The sequence below is a fragment of the Streptomyces dioscori genome, from assembly GCF_003024195.1.
GTDB lineage: Bacteria > Actinomycetota > Actinomycetes > Streptomycetales > Streptomycetaceae > Streptomyces > Streptomyces dioscori.
In genome coordinates this window covers 184337-200359 of sequence record NZ_KZ679044.1, presented here as the reverse complement: position 1 = coordinate 200359, position 16023 = coordinate 184337, and the positions used below count along the sequence as shown (strand labels likewise).

9 protein-coding genes are annotated in these 16023 nt (G+C 72.9%); 3 read left to right on the top strand and 6 right to left on the bottom strand.

Features of this window, described 5'->3' with window-relative positions:
* Window positions 1–5: 5 nt before the first annotated feature.
* Window positions 6–1358 carry a phosphatase PAP2 family protein gene (locus tag C6Y14_RS19415; RefSeq protein WP_107017992.1) on the bottom strand — a complete coding sequence of 451 codons (1353 nt, stop codon included), beginning with the start codon at window positions 1356–1358 and terminating at the stop codon, window positions 6–8.
* A 162-nt stretch (window positions 1359–1520) separates the two neighbouring features.
* Window positions 1521–1916 (bottom strand): hypothetical protein, encoded by a 396-nt coding sequence (locus C6Y14_RS19410; protein ID WP_225891159.1) that lies wholly within the window; start codon window positions 1914–1916, stop codon window positions 1521–1523.
* Between the two features lie 248 nt (window positions 1917–2164).
* Between C6Y14_RS19410 and C6Y14_RS45065 the strand changes: the two genes are divergently transcribed.
* Genes C6Y14_RS45065 through C6Y14_RS19395 form a run of 3 tightly spaced genes read left to right on the top strand, consistent with a single transcriptional unit; the run spans window position 2165 to window position 10571 of the window.
* A complete protein-coding gene (locus tag C6Y14_RS45065) occupies window positions 2165–7900 on the top strand; it encodes a glutamate synthase-related protein (RefSeq protein ID WP_225891158.1) in 5736 nt (1911 codons plus the stop codon).
* Window positions 7901–7905: 5 nt separating this feature from the next.
* Window positions 7906–9639 (top strand): diflavin oxidoreductase, encoded by a 1734-nt coding sequence (locus C6Y14_RS19400; protein ID WP_107018221.1) that lies wholly within the window; start codon window positions 7906–7908, stop codon window positions 9637–9639.
* Between the two features lie 2 nt (window positions 9640–9641).
* Complete coding sequence (locus C6Y14_RS19395; protein WP_107017991.1) at window positions 9642–10571, top strand: ChuX/HutX family heme-like substrate-binding protein; 930 nt, start codon at window positions 9642–9644, stop codon at window positions 10569–10571.
* 42 nt (window positions 10572–10613) lie between these two features.
* On the opposite strand, the gene C6Y14_RS19390 is transcribed toward C6Y14_RS19395, so the two are convergent.
* The 4 genes from C6Y14_RS19390 to C6Y14_RS19375 all read right to left on the bottom strand — a co-directional run bounded on the left by C6Y14_RS19390 (window position 10614) and on the right by C6Y14_RS19375 (window position 15940).
* Entirely contained in the window at window positions 10614–12569 is a 1956-nt protein-coding gene (locus C6Y14_RS19390; protein WP_225891157.1) for a YncE family protein, read from the bottom strand.
* Between the two features lie 200 nt (window positions 12570–12769).
* Window positions 12770–13780 carry a TAXI family TRAP transporter solute-binding subunit gene (locus C6Y14_RS19385; protein WP_107017989.1) on the bottom strand — a complete coding sequence of 337 codons (1011 nt, stop codon included), beginning with the start codon at window positions 13778–13780 and terminating at the stop codon, window positions 12770–12772.
* Complete coding sequence (locus C6Y14_RS19380) at window positions 13777–15240, bottom strand: sensor histidine kinase (RefSeq protein WP_107017988.1); 1464 nt, start codon at window positions 15238–15240, stop codon at window positions 13777–13779. Before C6Y14_RS19380 ends, C6Y14_RS19385 begins: the two co-directional genes overlap by 4 nt.
* Window positions 15241–15250: 10 nt before the next feature.
* Window positions 15251–15940: a response regulator transcription factor gene (locus C6Y14_RS19375; protein ID WP_107018220.1), complete on the bottom strand. Its 690-nt coding sequence runs from the start codon at window positions 15938–15940 to the stop codon at window positions 15251–15253.
* Between the last annotated feature and the right edge of the window lie 83 nt (window positions 15941–16023).

Genomic DNA, 16023 nt, shown 5'->3' with positions numbered 1-16023 from the left:
GGTGCTCAGGCCGGTTCGGGCTGGGGGTCCAGTTGTGGTGTCGGCGTGGGCTTCGGCTCCCATGCCGTCGTGGTGCGTACGTAGCGGTAGATCACCGAGGCCATCGATAGGAGGACGAGCGGTCCGAAGATCCACGGGTGGCGGGCCATCTCGGCGGGCAGGAAGCGGTAGGCCACCAGGAGCCCGGCGAAGACGGTCGCGCCGTGGGCGGCCAGCCGGATCCCCGAGCGGTCCCAGCCGCGGTCGTACGCGCGCAGGGCCGACTCGATCGTGAGGACGAACACCACACCGGCGACGAGGTCCGCCCCGTAGTGGTAGCCGAATCCGAGTGTCGCGGCCAGTGTCGCGATCAGCCAGAACGCGCCCGCGAACCGTATGAGCCGCGGGCCCTTGCGGGAGTGGATGAAGATCGTGACGGCCCACGCCGTGTGCAGGCTGGGCATGCAGTTGCGCGGGGTGATCCCGTCGAAGCCCATGGGCTGGGGGGCACTGATCGGCGGCGGCGTACGCGGCCACAGATCGCCCACCGACCACGGGAGGCTGGACGGGGCGCTGTCCGCCCAGACACTGACCGACGCCCAGTGCACGGCGCCGTCGCCGAAGGCGAAGACCGGTCCGACGACCGGGAAGATCATGTAGACGGCCGGTCCGAGGAGCCCGATCAGCAGGAACGTGCGCACCAGGTGGTGGACCGGGAAGCGGCGCTCGGTCGCCACATTGCGCAGTTGGTACAGGGCGACGACGACCGCGGCCACCGCGAGCTGACCGTAGACGAAGTCGAGGAGACCGAAGCCGAACGGGCCGGTCGCGGTGACGAGCCTGCCCACCGGCCAGGAGAGGTTGCCCAGCGCGTGGTCGGCGGCCGCCATGTACTGGTCGAGCACCATCGGGCGGGTCTTGGAGGTGATGAGCAGCCAGGTGTCCCCGGTCTTGCGGCCCACCACCAGCAGCAGACCGAGCCCGACGCCCTTCAGCAGCAGTACGCGATCCGGTCCGGTGCGGCGGGTGAGGGCCATGACCGCGCAGCCGAGGATCACCCACAGGGCGCCGTTCCCGAACGGGTGGCCGTCGGTGATCTCGATGCCGGCCGCCCACCGGACCAGCCAGAAGACGGCGTCGACACCGACCGCGGCACCGATCGCGACGAACCGCTGCCGCCAGGGGAGCACCACCAGCGTCAGCGCCATGCTCGCGTAGAGCAGCCCGCCCGACTTGGGTGCGAAGACCACTTCTCGCACCTGGTTGGTGATCGGCCCCGGCAGGCCGTAGTGACGTGCGGCGATCTCCAGCGCGATCATGAAGCCGAGGGCCGCCACGCCCACCACGGCCCAGAGTCTCACCCGTCGCCGGCGCCACATGGGGGGCGCGACGCCGGGTTCTATTCGGGCGGAGACCTGCGATTTTATAGGTTTCAAGTTTTTCAGTCGATTGAGTAGGTGGTGATCCGGTAGGTGTCGCTCAGGCCCGAGCCGGGCCTCTCAGCAGGGGAAGACGGGGGGATCGGCGTTCGGGTTCCGGCCTCACCCCTGGCCCCTGTGCCGCAGCCGCGCCATCAGCAGGGCCCCGCCGAGCGTGGCACCCACGGCTCCCACGGCTCCCGCCGCTCCCACCGCCAGGAATCCGCCGTTCGACCGCCAGGACAGCACCGACCAGCGCGACTGCGCGGAGAACAGCGATCCCGTACTGAGCCATGAGCCGGTCGAGATCAGCGACAGGGACGAGCCGATCGAGCCGACCGACAGGGCGCTGCCGATCGAACCGACGGACAGGGCCGAACCGACGGACCCCACGGACAGCACCGAGCCCACCGAGCCGATCGACAGCACGGAGTCCTGGGACCACAGCGACAGCACCGATCCGGCGGAACCGGCATCGGCGGAGCCGCGACCGACCGATCGTACGGACAGCTTTTTCATAGGGACATCTTGCCTGCCCGGTGCCCCTGCCCGGGAGATCCCGTACACGCTTACGTGCACGGCACATCCTTGCGAATTAACTTAGGTAAGGCTTACCATACTGACTCGCACCACTCGGGGTCCGACCACCGACCGCCGCACCGGTCCCCCCTCGGCGAGCGCTCCACCGACGCAGCCTGGCCGCCCTCCCCCAGTGCCCCAAGGGCCTGGGAGGTCCCCCAGCCGGAACCCGCTCAGAGGACCCGCACGTGAATCGCTCCACCGGCTCCGCCGCCCTGCCCTCCGCCGCCCTGCCCTCCGCCGCGTCTCCCTCCGCCGCCTTCGGCCTGTACGACCCCGCCCGCGAGCACAGCGCCTGTGGCGTCGGCTTCATCACCCGGCTCGACGGGACACCGGGCCACGACGTCGTCCGCAGGGGCGACGAGGCGCTGCGCGCCATCCCGCACCGGGGCGGCACGTCCGCCGAGGGGGTCGGCGACGGGGCGGGCGTGAGCGTCGACCTGTCGGTGGAGTTCTTCGGGGCGCTCACCGGGGAGCGGCTGCGCCCCGGGCACTTCGGGGTCGCCAACTGCTTCGTACCGACCGACGGCGTACGGCGTCACGCGTCGGTGGACCTGGTCGGCCGTACCCTCGCCGCGCAGGGCTTCGACGTCCTGCTCGTCCGGGACGTGCCCGTGGACCACGGCGTCGCCCGGCCCGCCGCCGAGCAGTACCAGCTCCCCATCGTGCAGTGGGTGTTCCGGGCCCCGGACGCCTGGGAGCGCCATGCCGTCGACTCGGCCGCCCATCGCGCGCTGCTCGCCGTCGAGGCCGTCGCCTACGCCGACGACGCGTACGCCGGGCTGTATCCGCTGTCGCTGAGCGCGCGCACCCAGGTGCTCAAGGGACGGCTCAACTCCGGGGAGATCGTCGGGTACTTCCGTGACCTGTGCGACCCGCGGCACTCCGTGCGCTCGCTGTACTTCCACACCCGGTTCTCCACCAACACCGAGCCGCATCCGACGATGGCGCAGCCGTTCCGGCTCATGGCGCACAACGGCGAGCTGAACACCGACCGCAAGAACCGGCTGAGCGACGAGGCGCTCGCGCGGGCCCGCACCCGGAGAATCGTGCGGCCGCCCGGCCAGTCCGACTCCAGCCGGCTCGACCAGACCCTGCAGAGCCGGGTGTCCGACGACGGGCTGGACATCGTCGAGGCCGTCGTGTCGCTGATGCCGCCCGCCTGGGAGAACGACCGCACCCTGCCGGTCGCCGTCCGCGACATGCTGGAGTACTTCTCGCTGTACGAGGAGAAGAACGACGGGCCCGCCGCCGTCATCTTCAGCGACGGGGACGTCATCGGGGCCCGGCTGGACCGGCTCGGGCTGCGTCCGCTGCGTACCGTCGAGACCGCCGAGTACCTGATGGTGTCGTCGGAGGCCGGGCAGGTCGCGTTCCCCGACGAGGAGGTCGTGCACCGGGGGCGTATCGAGGCCGGCGGCATGCTCGTCGTCGACCACCGGACCGGGCGGCGGATGCGGACGCGCGAGGTGCTCGGTGCGCTCGCCGCGCGCCGCCCCTACAGCGAACTGCTCGACGCGGCCCGGGTGAACCTCGACGACATCCCCGCGCCCGACTACTACCGGGGCACGACGACGCTCGGGTACGAGGGCGACCTGACGCAGGCCGGACGGTACGTGGCGTACGGGCTGAACCAGGAGAGCTTCCGGTTCATGCTCGACCCGATGCTCGCCGACGGCTCGGAGCGGATCTCTGCGATGGGGTACGGCAACGCCATCAACGCGCTCAGCGACACCGAGGGCGGTATGGCGAAGTACTTCTCGCAGCGCTTCGCCCAGGTGACGAACCCGCCGCTGGACAGCATCCGCGAGGCCGACGGCATGAGCATGCGGGTCGCCCTCGGCCCCAAGCCGGACGGCACCGGCGACATCGCGGACGCCGGCGCGGCCGGAGAGCGGCAGCTCGTCGTGAACTCGCCCGTGCTCGGGCACCTCGACATGGTGCGGCTGCGCGACCAGCGGATCGTGCCGCTGGAACGGTTCGCCATGCTCTACGAGCCGGTCGCCGGGGACACCACCGCGAACGCCGACGCCCTGCGGGACGCGCTGACGCGCCTGTGCGACGACGTGGAGCGGTTCGCCGCCGAGCGGGGCGGCATCGCGCTCCTCAGCGACCGGGCGATCTCGTCGACGCGGGCGCCGCTGCCCGTCGTCCTCGCCGTCGCGGCCGTCAACCAGCGCCTGATCGAGGCCGGTCTGCGGCTGCGCGCCTCCCTCGTCGTGGAGAGCGGTCAGCTGCCGTCCTCCCACCATGTGGCGACCGCGCTCGGGTTCGGTGCTTCGGCCGTCTACAGCCTCAGCGCGCGGCTGCGCGCCGAGGAGCGGCACCCGAGCGCGCCCGCGCCGGCGGGGGAGATCACCGGGACCGACCGGGCGCTGGCGAGGTTCCGCAAGGCGGCCGAGAAGGCGCTCGCCAAGACCATGGGACGCGTCGGACTGTGCACCGCCGAGAGCTACATCGGCGGCGCGTTCTTCGAACCGAACTACCTCGACACCCGCGACGACGTGTTCGCGCGGGCCTTCCCGCACATGGACGCCCCGGTCGGCGGGGTCGGCTTCGCGCGGATCGCGCAGGCCGCGACGGACTGGCACGAACGCGCCCGCACGGTCGACGGCAATCAGCAGATCCCGCTGCTCGGCCTGTTCAAGGAGCGCTCCGACGGCGCCGGGCACTCGTTCGGGGTCACGGCCGTGCGCGGGTTCGGCGACATGGTCGAGGAGCGGCCGGAGTTCGGGCGGCCCGGTGACTCGGACGCGCTGCGCCTGCTCACCCTCGGGCAGCTCGACGACGCGTTCGGCATCACGGAGGCCGCGTACCGGAACACGGGGTACGACGCGCTCAGCGACGCGGAGATCGACGCGTTCCGGATCACGCCGGGCTACCGCGCGTTCCTGCGCACGACCCACGAGGAACGCTCACGGCGCCCCTCCGCCCTGCGCGACGTACTCGCCCTTCCCGCGGACGTCACGGGCCTGCGCACCCCTCAGGACTTCGCCCGCGAACTGGGCCGGTTCTCCACGACCGGCAACGCGAGTGTCATGGTGCGCGGGATGGTGGTGCGGGTCCAGGACCGCACGGAGGCGCCGGGGGGCCCGGCGGACCCGCCCGTCGCGGGTCGGGCCACCGGCGCCGACGGGGGCACCGGCAGCGAGAGCGGCAGCGGTGACGGTCGCGGCAGCATGGTCGTGCGGCTGTGCCTCGCCCCCGGGAGCCACGCCGGCGGCCCCGACGACCCCGCCCGGCGCCACGCCGCCCTCGCCGAAGGGCTCGCCCTCGTCCGTCCCGGGGAGGTCGAGACGCTGGAGGCCGCTGCGGACGGTGTCCGCGTCCGGGTCACCGGCGCCGCCGCCGCGTTGCTCACGCTGCTGCGGGGCGCGCCCGACAGCGTGTCCCTCGACGACGTGCGGCCCGCGCACGAGATCACCCGCGTGCTCGCCTCCGGGGCGATGAGCCACGGGGCGCTCGTGGCGACCGCGCACGAGGCCGTCGCGCACGGCACGAACATGGTCGGCGCCCTGTCGAACAGCGGCGAGGGCGGCGAGCACCACTCCCGCTACGGGACCATCCGCGGCTCCCGGATCAAGCAGTTCGCGTCCGGCCGGTTCGGCATCTGGGCGGGCTATCTCGCCGATCCGATGCTGCGGGAGCTGGAGATCAAGATCGGGCAGGGCGCCAAGCCCGGCGAGGGCGGCCAGTTGCCCGCGCCGAAGGTGACGGTCGACATCGCGGCAGCCCGTGGCGGCACCCCGGGCATCGAACTGATCTCACCGCCCCCGCACCACGACACGTACTCGATCGAGGACCTCGCGCAGCTCATCCACGACTGCAAGGCCGCCCGGGTACGGGTCGTCGTGAAGCTCGTGTCCTCCGAGGGCATCGGCACCATCGCGGTCGGCGTCGCCAAGGCGGGCGCGGACGTCATCAACGTGGCGGGGAACACCGGCGGTACGGGCGCCGCGGCCGTCACCAGCCTCAAGTACGCGGGGCGTTCGGCGGAGATCGGCGTCGCCGAGGTCCATCAGGCGCTCGTCGCCAACGGCCTGCGGCAGAAGGTCGTCCTGCGCTGCTCCGGCGCGCACCAGACCGGCTCCGACGTCGTGACCTCCGCGCTGCTCGGCGGCGACAGCTTCGAGTTCGGTACGACCGCGCTCATGATGCTCGGCTGTGTCATGGCGAAGAACTGCAACGTGAAGTGCCCGGCCGGGCTCACCACCAACGCCGAGGCCTTCGAGGGCGACCCGCGCGCACTCGCCCAGTACCTCCTCAACATCGCGCACGACGTCCGGCAGATCCTCGCCCGCCTGGGCCTGCGGTCCCTGCGCGAGGCGCGCGGGCGCACCGACCTGCTGCAGCTCCTCGACCACCCCGCGAGCGTCGGGCGGCTCGACGTCCGCCGGCTGCTCGCGCGTGTGCCGGAGAAGGCCGTCGCGGACCCCGAGTACCTGGAGAAGGACTTCACCACCGACGACGCGCTCATCGAGCGGGTCCGGGCCGCGCTCCTCGACCGGCGCGAGCCGTCCCTGCTCGTCGAGGGCGTCCACCTGCGCAACAGCGACAAGTCCGTCGGCGGTCAGCTCTCCGTCGACATCGAGCGGCTCCTCAACCACGAGAACCACGCGAACCACGAGTTCGAGGGTGCCGTACCCGCCGTCACCGTCGACGACCGCGGCCGGCGCCGCCTCGTCGACGGCGCCGTCCGCATCCGTACCACCGGGTCGGCCGGCCAGTCGTACGGCGTGTTCTGCAACGACGGCATCGCCCTCGAACACACCGGCACCGCCAACGACGGTGTCGGCAAGAGCCAGAGCGGCGGCCGGATCGTCGTCCGCGCCCCGGGCGGCGGCAGTACCGAGCGCGGCGGCAACGTGCTCGTCGGGAACTTCGCACTGTTCGGCGCGACGGGCGGCCGGACGTTCGTGCAGGGCGAGGCGGGCGACCGGTTCGCCGTACGCAACTCCGGGGCGACCGCGGTCGTCGAGGGCGTCGGCGACTTCGGCTGCGAGTACATGACCGGCGGGACCGTCCTGAACCTCGGCGGCTTCGGCAAGGGCCTCGGCAACGGTATGAGCGGCGGGTTCCTCTACCAGTACGACCCCTCGGGCGAGGTCCGTGACCGGGTGAGCGCCGACTCGCTGCTGGTGTTCCCGGTGACCGACACCGGTCACGGCGCCTTCCACGAGGAGGCCGTGCGGCTGCTCCTGGAATGGCATGCCGAGGCCACCGGCTCCCCGCTCGCGGCCCGGCTGCTGGCGGACTGGGAGAGCGAGCGGCGGCACGTGTACTGCGGGATGCCCCGGGCGCTGCTGCTGTACCAGGACGCCGGTGAGATCCTCGCCGCGGCGAGCCGGGGGCAGCTCCTCGACGAGCTGGCGACCTCGATCGCGACGGACAAGCTGCGCGCGTTCAAGGTGGACTACCGCGACCGCAGGACCGTGCTCGGCGGCCGTGCCCCGGCCTTCGGCGACCAGGGAAGCGACGACATGTTCTCGCTGCTGTCCTCGTACACCGTGCTCGGTGTCGCGCAGGATCTCGCGCTCCGGCGGGTGCCCGGGGCGAGCGGCCCGGACGACCCGCGGATCGCCGAGGCGGTCCGCAACCTCGTGCTCACCGAGGACTTCTTCGTCAAGCAGCGGGTCGTGAAGTATCTGCGCGGCACGCTGGAGCGGTTCGCCGACGACGAGCTGGCCACGCTCATCGCGGTCAAGCGCCTCGACGACTACAAGCGCGCCCTGCGGCAGCGCAACAACCTCAGTGTGGACGCGCCCGGCACCTACGGCTGGATCATGCACCAGAACGCCAGGAACGCGGGCCGCGTACGGGCCGCCCGCTTCGACGAACTGCTCGCGACCGCGGCGCTCGACGACCTGGCGAGCCGCCACGTCCCGCAGGCCCCGACCGAGACGACCGAGACGGTGACCGCGTGACACTCATGCCCCCGACCGGGACCCTGATCCCGGCCGACGCGCCGTTCTCCGCCGGGCAGGAGGCCTGGCTCGCCGGGTTCGTCGCCGGTGTCGCCGCGGCCGGACGCCGGGCCCCGACGGCGGCCGACGCGCCCACGGCGACGGTCGACGTCCTGTTCGGCACCCAGACCGGGAACGCCGAGTTCCTCGCCGGTGAGGTCGTCGCCGGGGCCCGCGCGCAGGGCCTCGGCGCAACCGCGACCGCGCTCGACGCCGTCACGCCCGAACGGCTCGCCGCGATGTCCCACGTCCTCGTCCTCGCCTCGACGTACGGCGAGGGCGAGATGCCCGACAGCGCCGGGCTGTTCTGGGAGGCGCTCCAGGCCGACACCGCGCCGCGCCTGGACGGGCTGCGCTATGCGGTCCTCGGGCTCGGCGACCGGGGGTACGACGACTTCTGCCAGGCCGCGAAGCTCATCGACACCCGTCTGGAACAGCTGGGGGCCACCCGGCTGTACGACCGCGTGGACTGCGACGTCGACTTCGAGGAGCCCGCGGCGGCCTGGACGGCCGCCGTCCTCGACCGGCTGACCGCCGAGACCGGCGGTACGACGGCGACCGCCACGCCCTCCCCCGCGCCCGCCCCGGCGCCCCGCACCCGCTCCCCCTGGAACAAGCGCACCCCCTACCCCTCCCGCCTCCTGGTGAACAGGCTGCTGTCCTCGCCGGACAGCGCGAAGGAGATCCGCCACTACGAGTTCGACCTCGGCGACAGCGGCATCACGTACGAGGCGGGCGACGCGCTGGCCGTCGTACCGCTGAACGACGACACCCTGGTCGGCACCCTGCTGGAACACCTGGGCGCGGGCGGTGACGAAGAGGCCGCTCAACTCCTGCGCGCCGAGCGCGAGATCCGCACCCCGTCCAAGGAACTGATCGCCGACCTCGTGGAGCGGGCGCCGTCGAGCGAGCTGGCCGCGGTCGTCGCGCACGGCGACCGGTCCGACCTGGAGTCCTGGCTGTGGGGCCGGGACGTGCTCGACCTGCTCCGGGACGCCGGACCGGCCGCCCCGGATCTGGCCGAACTGCTGCCGCTCCTGCGGCCGTTGCAGGCCCGCCAGTACTCGATCTCGTCGAGCCCGCTCGCCCACCCGGACCGTGTCCACCTCACCGTCGCGTCAGTCCGCTACGGCACCGGGCAGCGGACGTACGCGGGAGTCACCTCGTCGTATCTCGCGGACCGGGTCGGCGAGGAGGCATGCGTGGGCGTCTACCTCCAGCCCAACGCCTCCTTCGGCGTGCCGGCCGACGACGACACCCCGATGATCATGATCGGGCCCGGCACGGGCATCGCGCCCTTCCGCGGCTTCCTGCACGAGCGGGCCGCACGGGGCGCCTCGGGACGCAACTGGCTGTTCTTCGGCGACCGCCACCGCGCCACCGACTTCGTGTACGAGGACGAGCTGGCCGGGCTGCGCGAGAGCGGCGTGCTCACCCGGCTCGACCTCGCGTTCTCGCGCGACCAGGCCGAGAAGGTGTACGTCCAGACGCGGATGCGGGAGCAGGCGCGGGAGCTGTACGCCTGGCTGGAGGACGGCGCGCACGTCTACGTCTGCGGGGACGCCTCCCGGATGGCGAAGGACGTCGAGGCGGCCCTGCTGGGCGTCATCGCCGGACAGCGCGGACGCGGGGACGCCGACGCCGCCGAGTACCTGGCGGACCTGCGCCGGGCCAAGCGCTACGTACGGGACGTGTACTGAACATGACGGACCACCACAAGCCGTACCGGACCTGCGCGTTCGAGGGGTGCTGCGGCAGACGGAACGGCAGTGTGCGGCTGATCGACGCGCGGATGCCGGAACTCGCCCGCTGCCTGACGCTCTTCCAGTACGTCCAGGCGATCACCGGAGGACCGGTCGCCCGCATCGAACAGGCGGGCAGCTACGCCGTCCCGAGCCTGCTCGGCGAGGCGTTCGCCGTCCGGCCGGGCTCGATCGCCCTGCGTATCGACGGCGGCTCGGTCGCCTCGGCGGTGGTCGCGCGGGACGAGGACACCGGCACGGTCGCCCTGAGCCTGTTCGACGCGGACGGCCGGACCGCGCACCAGGGGCGGCTGCTCTCGGAGGGGGACCGCCTGCTGGCCGGACTCGCCGGCACGGTCACCCCGGGGCTCCGGGCGGCCGGACCGTCCACCGCATCCGCCGCGCCTGCCGTGCCCGCCGTACCGGAGTGGGAGAGCGGCGACCAACTCGCGCAGCTGGACGCGGTGCTGGCGGACGGCGGGGTGGCCCGGCGCGCGGCCTTCCACCGCTACCGCGGCGAGCACCGGGCGATCGAGGCCGACGTCGTGCCCGCGGTGCTCGACCACGTCTGCTCCGTCGGACTGCCGGTCGGGATCGCGGTGTTCGGCCCGGGAGCCATGCAGGCGTGCGGCGGCCGGGTGCACGTCACCGACCGGACCGTCGGCGGGCGGGTGTTCGCCGCGATCGCGGACAGCTCGGTGGAGATCGACCTCGCGGGCGTGCGGGCCTGCCGTCTGGTCCGCTCGACGGCCGCGCACGGCCCGACCTCGGCGCTCGAACTCGACGACGGGGACGGGCGCTGTGTCGCGGTCGTCACGCAGTTCGGGATGGTCGGCGAGGACGTGCACACGGCGTGGGAACACCTGGCGGCGTCCCTGCCCGACGCCTGACCGGCCGGTCGATCGGCCCGGCCAGGCGTCGGACTCACGCACCTAGTTGGTGAAGGTGATGTACTTCCAGGCGCCGTGGGTCGTGGAGTTGACCGTGTCGCCGGACGAGCTGTTGACGTACGACGAGCGGACGCGGGCCCGGATACCGGACTCGCCCGGCGCCCCCAGGGTCACGACGGACTTGCCGTTGCTGCCGAGGGCGAAGTACTCGGAGCCCGTCGTGTACCAGGAGCCCTGGTGGTACACCTGCACCTGGAGACGCTGCTTGCGGCCCGAGTAGTAGTTCATCGTGGTGGTGAACTTCGGGTCGGTGTTCTTGCGGAACCACTGGTACGTCGTGGAGCCGATCTTCGCCGTCCTGTAGTGCTTGGAGACGGTGGTGGAGACCTTCGCCTTGGCGTACGCCGTCGACTTCACGGTCTTGCCGGCGTAGCGGGCGTCACCGGCGAAGACCGCGGAGACCGTGGTGTCGCGGGTCATGTCGACGGTCGCCGACAGGTTGCCGCTGGAGTTGACCTTGGCCGTCTTCAGCAGCTTCTTCGGCTTGTCGGAGCCGAAGGGGTCCGCGTAGATCGCGACCGTACGGTTCTTGTACGTCGTCCCGAGGTGCGCGGTGAAGGAGACGTCCTTGCCGTACGAGTACAGCTTGCCGTTGTTGCTGAGCGTCAGCGTGGTCGCCTTGCGGGAGACCTCCACCGCGTCCGAGCCGGAGACGGCGCCGTGCGTGGCGTCGCCCGCGTAGGACACCTTGTAGGTGACCTTGCCGCCGGCGGGCGGGGTGTCCGTGAAGGAGAAGCTGCCGTCCGCCTTCGTCTTGACGGTGGCCAGCGCCTTGCCGTTCGGGGACTCGACGTCCGTACGGGTCACGCTCAGGGAGGTGCCCGCGGGGAGCGCCGACTTCGAGGTCAGCTTGCCGGTGACGGTGAGCTTCTTGGCGCGGTCCGACTTGGCGGGGGCCGACACCTTGAGGGTGGGCAGCTCCTTGGTCGGGTCGGACAGGGCGCGCAGCGTGTACGTGCCGTAGGTGTTCACGGAGACCGCGAAGACCTGGCTCGCGTCCGGCGCCCAGGCGAGCGCCCCCTCCACGAGGGTGTCGGCGCCGCTGCTGTTGCCGGTGTTGGGGAAGTCGTACTCCCGCACCGGTGTCTGGTCGCCGGGCCGGTGGATGTGGACGTCCGGGTCGTACCAGGAGCTGCTGCCGCCCGCCACGCTGCCGTCGGGCGCGACGCGCACCGCGTTCGGGTAGGCGTCGATGGGGTAACCCGTCTGCTCGGACAGGTCGGTGGCCGCGTAGGCACCGATGCCGTAGCCGTACTCCGGGTCGCCCCACGAGGTGAGGACCTGGCCGCCGTCGGGCGTCAGGTCGATCTGCCGTACGGCGGTGTCCATGCGGCCCTTGACCCGCAGCGCGGCCCCGTCGGCGGACACGTCGTACACGGCGAGGTCGCCGCCGTTGCCGACCGCCAGGACGCCGGGTACGGCCGGGTCGGCGGCCAGGTACATGCCGAAGCCGCCGGAGAAGCCGACGTCCCCGCGCTGGGCGAGGTGCACGACGGGCTCGGCGCCCGAGACGTCGAGCGAGCCGATGTCGGTGCCGTGGGCGAACCAGATCCGGCCGTCCACCACCTCCAGGTCACTGGGGGCCGCGCCCACCGGATAGCTGGCGGTCTGGGTGTACGTGCCGGTCTCCACCGAGACGATGCGGTTGCCGTTCTCGACGGCCGCGTACACCTGGCCGGAGTCGGCGGACAGCGCGAGGCCGCTCACGCCGGAGAGCCCGGTCAGGGTGGCCCGTACGGCACCCGTGTAGTCGGTGACGACGATCTTGCCGCCGGTGGGGTCGGAGACGTACACGCGCCGGTGGGCGCCGTCCACGACGATGTCCCCCACGGACGCCACCGGCAGAACCTTCGCGGAGTCGGCCGATGCCGGACCCGCTGTGCCCGCGGCCAGAGCCGCGGAACTGAGGACGACCGCGAGTGTCGTCGCGATCGACATGCTGCGCCTGCGCACAGTGATGTGACCCCCCACAAAGAAGCCCGGTACTCGCCGGGCGTGCTTGAAGCGGCCGCGGGTTCCCCTCGCACCGTCGACGGTGCGTACCTGCGGCCGAAGACGCAGCGTATGGCATGACAGTGACAAAGGTGACCGGGTCAATGCCCGGCGCCCGCCCGAGCCGGGGTGTTGGGGACGCTCACTCAGCCGTGCAGGGTCCGGTACGCCTCCGCCGCCCCCGGATGCAGGGCGATTCCGCCGGTGCCGATCAGGCTGCCGACGTCGAGGAACTGGGTGCCGACGGCGTTGTCCGGTACGAGGGCGCTCGCCCGCAGGACCAGCAGACGGGTCAGTGCCTCGGCGACGGCGTGCGGCAGATCGGGGCGGCACACCAGGAGGTTGGACACGCCGATGGTCGCCACTCCGCCCGCCGACCGGTACGCGCCCTGCGGCAGGGACACCTCCTCAAGACCGGAACCGGCCCGGCCCTCGCGCCCGCCCAGCCGGGGCAGCAGCCCGGCCAGCGGCAGGAACCGCAGACCGGGCCGTTCGTCGAGGTCGGACAGTGTGGGCAGCGGCACCCCGCCCGCGACGATCAGGGCGTCGACCGAGCCCGCCCGCATCGCCTCGGCCGCGTCGGCCAGCGGGAGATGGAGCACGGGCACGTCGGTGCCCGGGGTGAGGCCCGCCGCGTGCAGGATGCGGGCGCCGAGCACGGCCGCGCCCGACCCGGTCGCGCCGAGCGAGACGGGGTGCCCGGCCAGGTCGGCCACCTCGCGCACGGGGGAGTCGGCGCGTACGACGAACTGCAGGTAGGTCTCGTACACCCGGCCGATCGCGCGCAGGGGTACCGGTCGCGGGAGGAGGTCGGTGCCCTGGGCGGCCAGCGCGGTGTCGGTGAGGACGAGTCCGAGATCGGCGCGGCGGTCCCGGAGCAGCTCGATGTTGGTGAGGCTGCCCGCGGTGGTGCGGACGCGGCAGTTCAGCCGGGGGTACGCCGACTCCAGTTCCGCGGTGAGGAGGCGGCCGAACGCCTCGTAGAACGCGGTGGGTTCACCGGTCGCGATGCGCAGCACGCCGCTCGGCCCGGGGCGCAGCCCGGACGCGTCGGCGGTGAGCGCGCCCCCGAGAACGGCGACGGCGGCGGTGCCGAGGGCGGCGTGCAGGAGGGTGCGGCGGTCGAGGGGGCGGGATTCCGGACGGGGGCGGGTCATCGGGCATCACCGCTGCCGCCCGCGTCGCTCGTGCCGCCCGCTCCGCCCGGCGCCGCGCGCGGCACCAGCGCCCTCGCCCGCAGCCCGTGCGGACGCGCCGCCGTCAGTTCCAGTCGGCCGCCCCGGCCCGCCAGCAGTTGTTCGGCGATGGCCAGACCCAGGCCCGTACCCGCCGTGCGGTTCTCGCGCTGGTGGCCCGAGCGCCAGAAGCGGGTGGTGGCCAGGGCGAGTTCGTCCGCGCCGAGACCGGGACCGTCGTCCGTCACCGTGAGAACCGCAAAGCCAACCCCGGACCCGGGCCCGGATTCGGTGGTGCAGTGGAGGGAGATCTCGGCGCCCGCACCCGCGTACTTGATGGCGTTGTCCAGCAGGATGTCCGTGATCTGGGCGAGTTCGCGGTCCGTGCAGGCGGCCGGGACCGGGGACGCGGCCGAGGTGAGGATCAGCCTGGCTCCGGCGCGTTCGGCGACCGGCTTCCACAGGCGGTGGCGGTCCGCCGCCACCGCCGCCGCGTCGCAGTGCCCGCCCGAGCCGTCGGTCACGGTCAGCTCCCCGGCCCGGTGTTCCGCGGTGGCGAGGGCGAGCAGATCGTCGAGAAGGGTCTCCAGGCGGTCGAGTTCGGTGGTGACCCCGGTGTACGTGCGCTCGCCCGACGGCGCCAGATGGGTGTGCAGGGCGTCGACGCGCAGCCGCAGCGCCGCCATCGGGTTGCGCATCTGGTGGGACGTGTCGGCGACGAGCCTGCGCTGCTGCTCCAGGGCCGCCGTGACGGTACGCGCCATACGGTTGAAGCCGATCGCGAGCTGCCGCAGTTCGGGCGGGCCGCCCGCCCGGGTCTGTTCCGGCGGGAGTCCGGCGGCGAGCTGGCCCACCGCCCGGTCGAGCCGGCGCAGCGGGCTGACCACCCACCCGGTCGCGGCCCGCGCGAGGACCGCGCAGGCGACGGCGACCAGCGCGGCCCCGGCGAGGACGGCGGCCCAGCGCCGGGTGATCTCGTCGGCGGCGGTGCCGACCGAGGCCCGCAGCACGACGGCCCCGGAGACCCGGGTCCCGGTGCCGGCGGGCTCGGCGAACATCCGGTACCCCCGTGACCAGGGGCGCAGTGACGCCGAGGGGTGCTCGGTCTGGTTGCGCAGGGCCGCGTCGAGCAGCCGGGCGACGGCCGGGTCGGCGGCCCGCATGCCGCCGGTCTGGACGACGGTCCTGCGGCGGGTGTCGGTGACGACGAGCGGTTCGCCGTACAGCGCGGTGTAGCGCCGGGCCTCGGCGGCGACGGCCGAGGTGTCGCCGGTCGCCGCGGCCTGGTCCATGAGGGCCGCGAACCGGTCGAGGTCGGCGCTGCGGGCGAGGACGAGCTGCTGGGTGCGGTCGGAGGCGGTGAACAGCAGCAGCGGTACGGCGAACGCGGCCACCGCGATCACGACGAACAGCAGCAGTGCGGCCTGGACCCTCGTGCGCACGCCTCGCCCCTCAGTCCTCGTCGGTGCGCGTCGAGGTCCCGAAGCGGTAGCCGAAGCCCCGGATCGTCGTGAGCAGGCCGGGGCGGCGCAGCTTGGCGCGCAGCTGGGTGAGATGGACGTCCAGGGAGCGGGACACCCCGTGGTGGGCGTCGCCCCACACCTCGTCGAGGAGCTGCTCGCGGCTGACCGCCGTGCCCGCGCGCCCGGCCAGTACGGCGAGGATGTCGAACTCCTTGGTGGTCAGCTCGACCTCCGCCCCGCCGACCCGGACCCGGCGCGCGTCCAGCTCCACCTCGACGTCGGCGGCCCGGACGGTCCGTACGGCGGGGGCGGCGGGCGCGTTCCTGGCGCTGTTACGCCGGGTGACGGTGTCGATGCGGGCGAGGAGTTCGGCGAGGCGTACCGGCTTGACGAGGTAGTCGTCGGCGCCGAGGCGCAGCCCGCGGACCACCGAGCGTTCGTCGCCGCGCGCGGTGAGCACCACGACCGGCAGGTCGCTCACCGCCCGCAGCGCGCGCAGCACGTCCAGACCGTCGGTGTCGGGCAGTCCCAGGTCGAGAAGGAGCAGGTCGGAGCTTCGGTGGTAGGTGAGCACGTCCCGGCCGTAGCGGACCCGCCGGGTCTCGTGGCCGTGGTCGTACAGGGCCTCGACGAGCGCCGCGGCCACGCCGTCGTCGTCCTCGGCCAGCAGTACCTGCACCCGGTCCACCTCCTTCGGCCACGTCGGCCCCTACGGGAAACGCGGCCACTCCCCGTGACCACGCAACCGAATGTAGACCACAC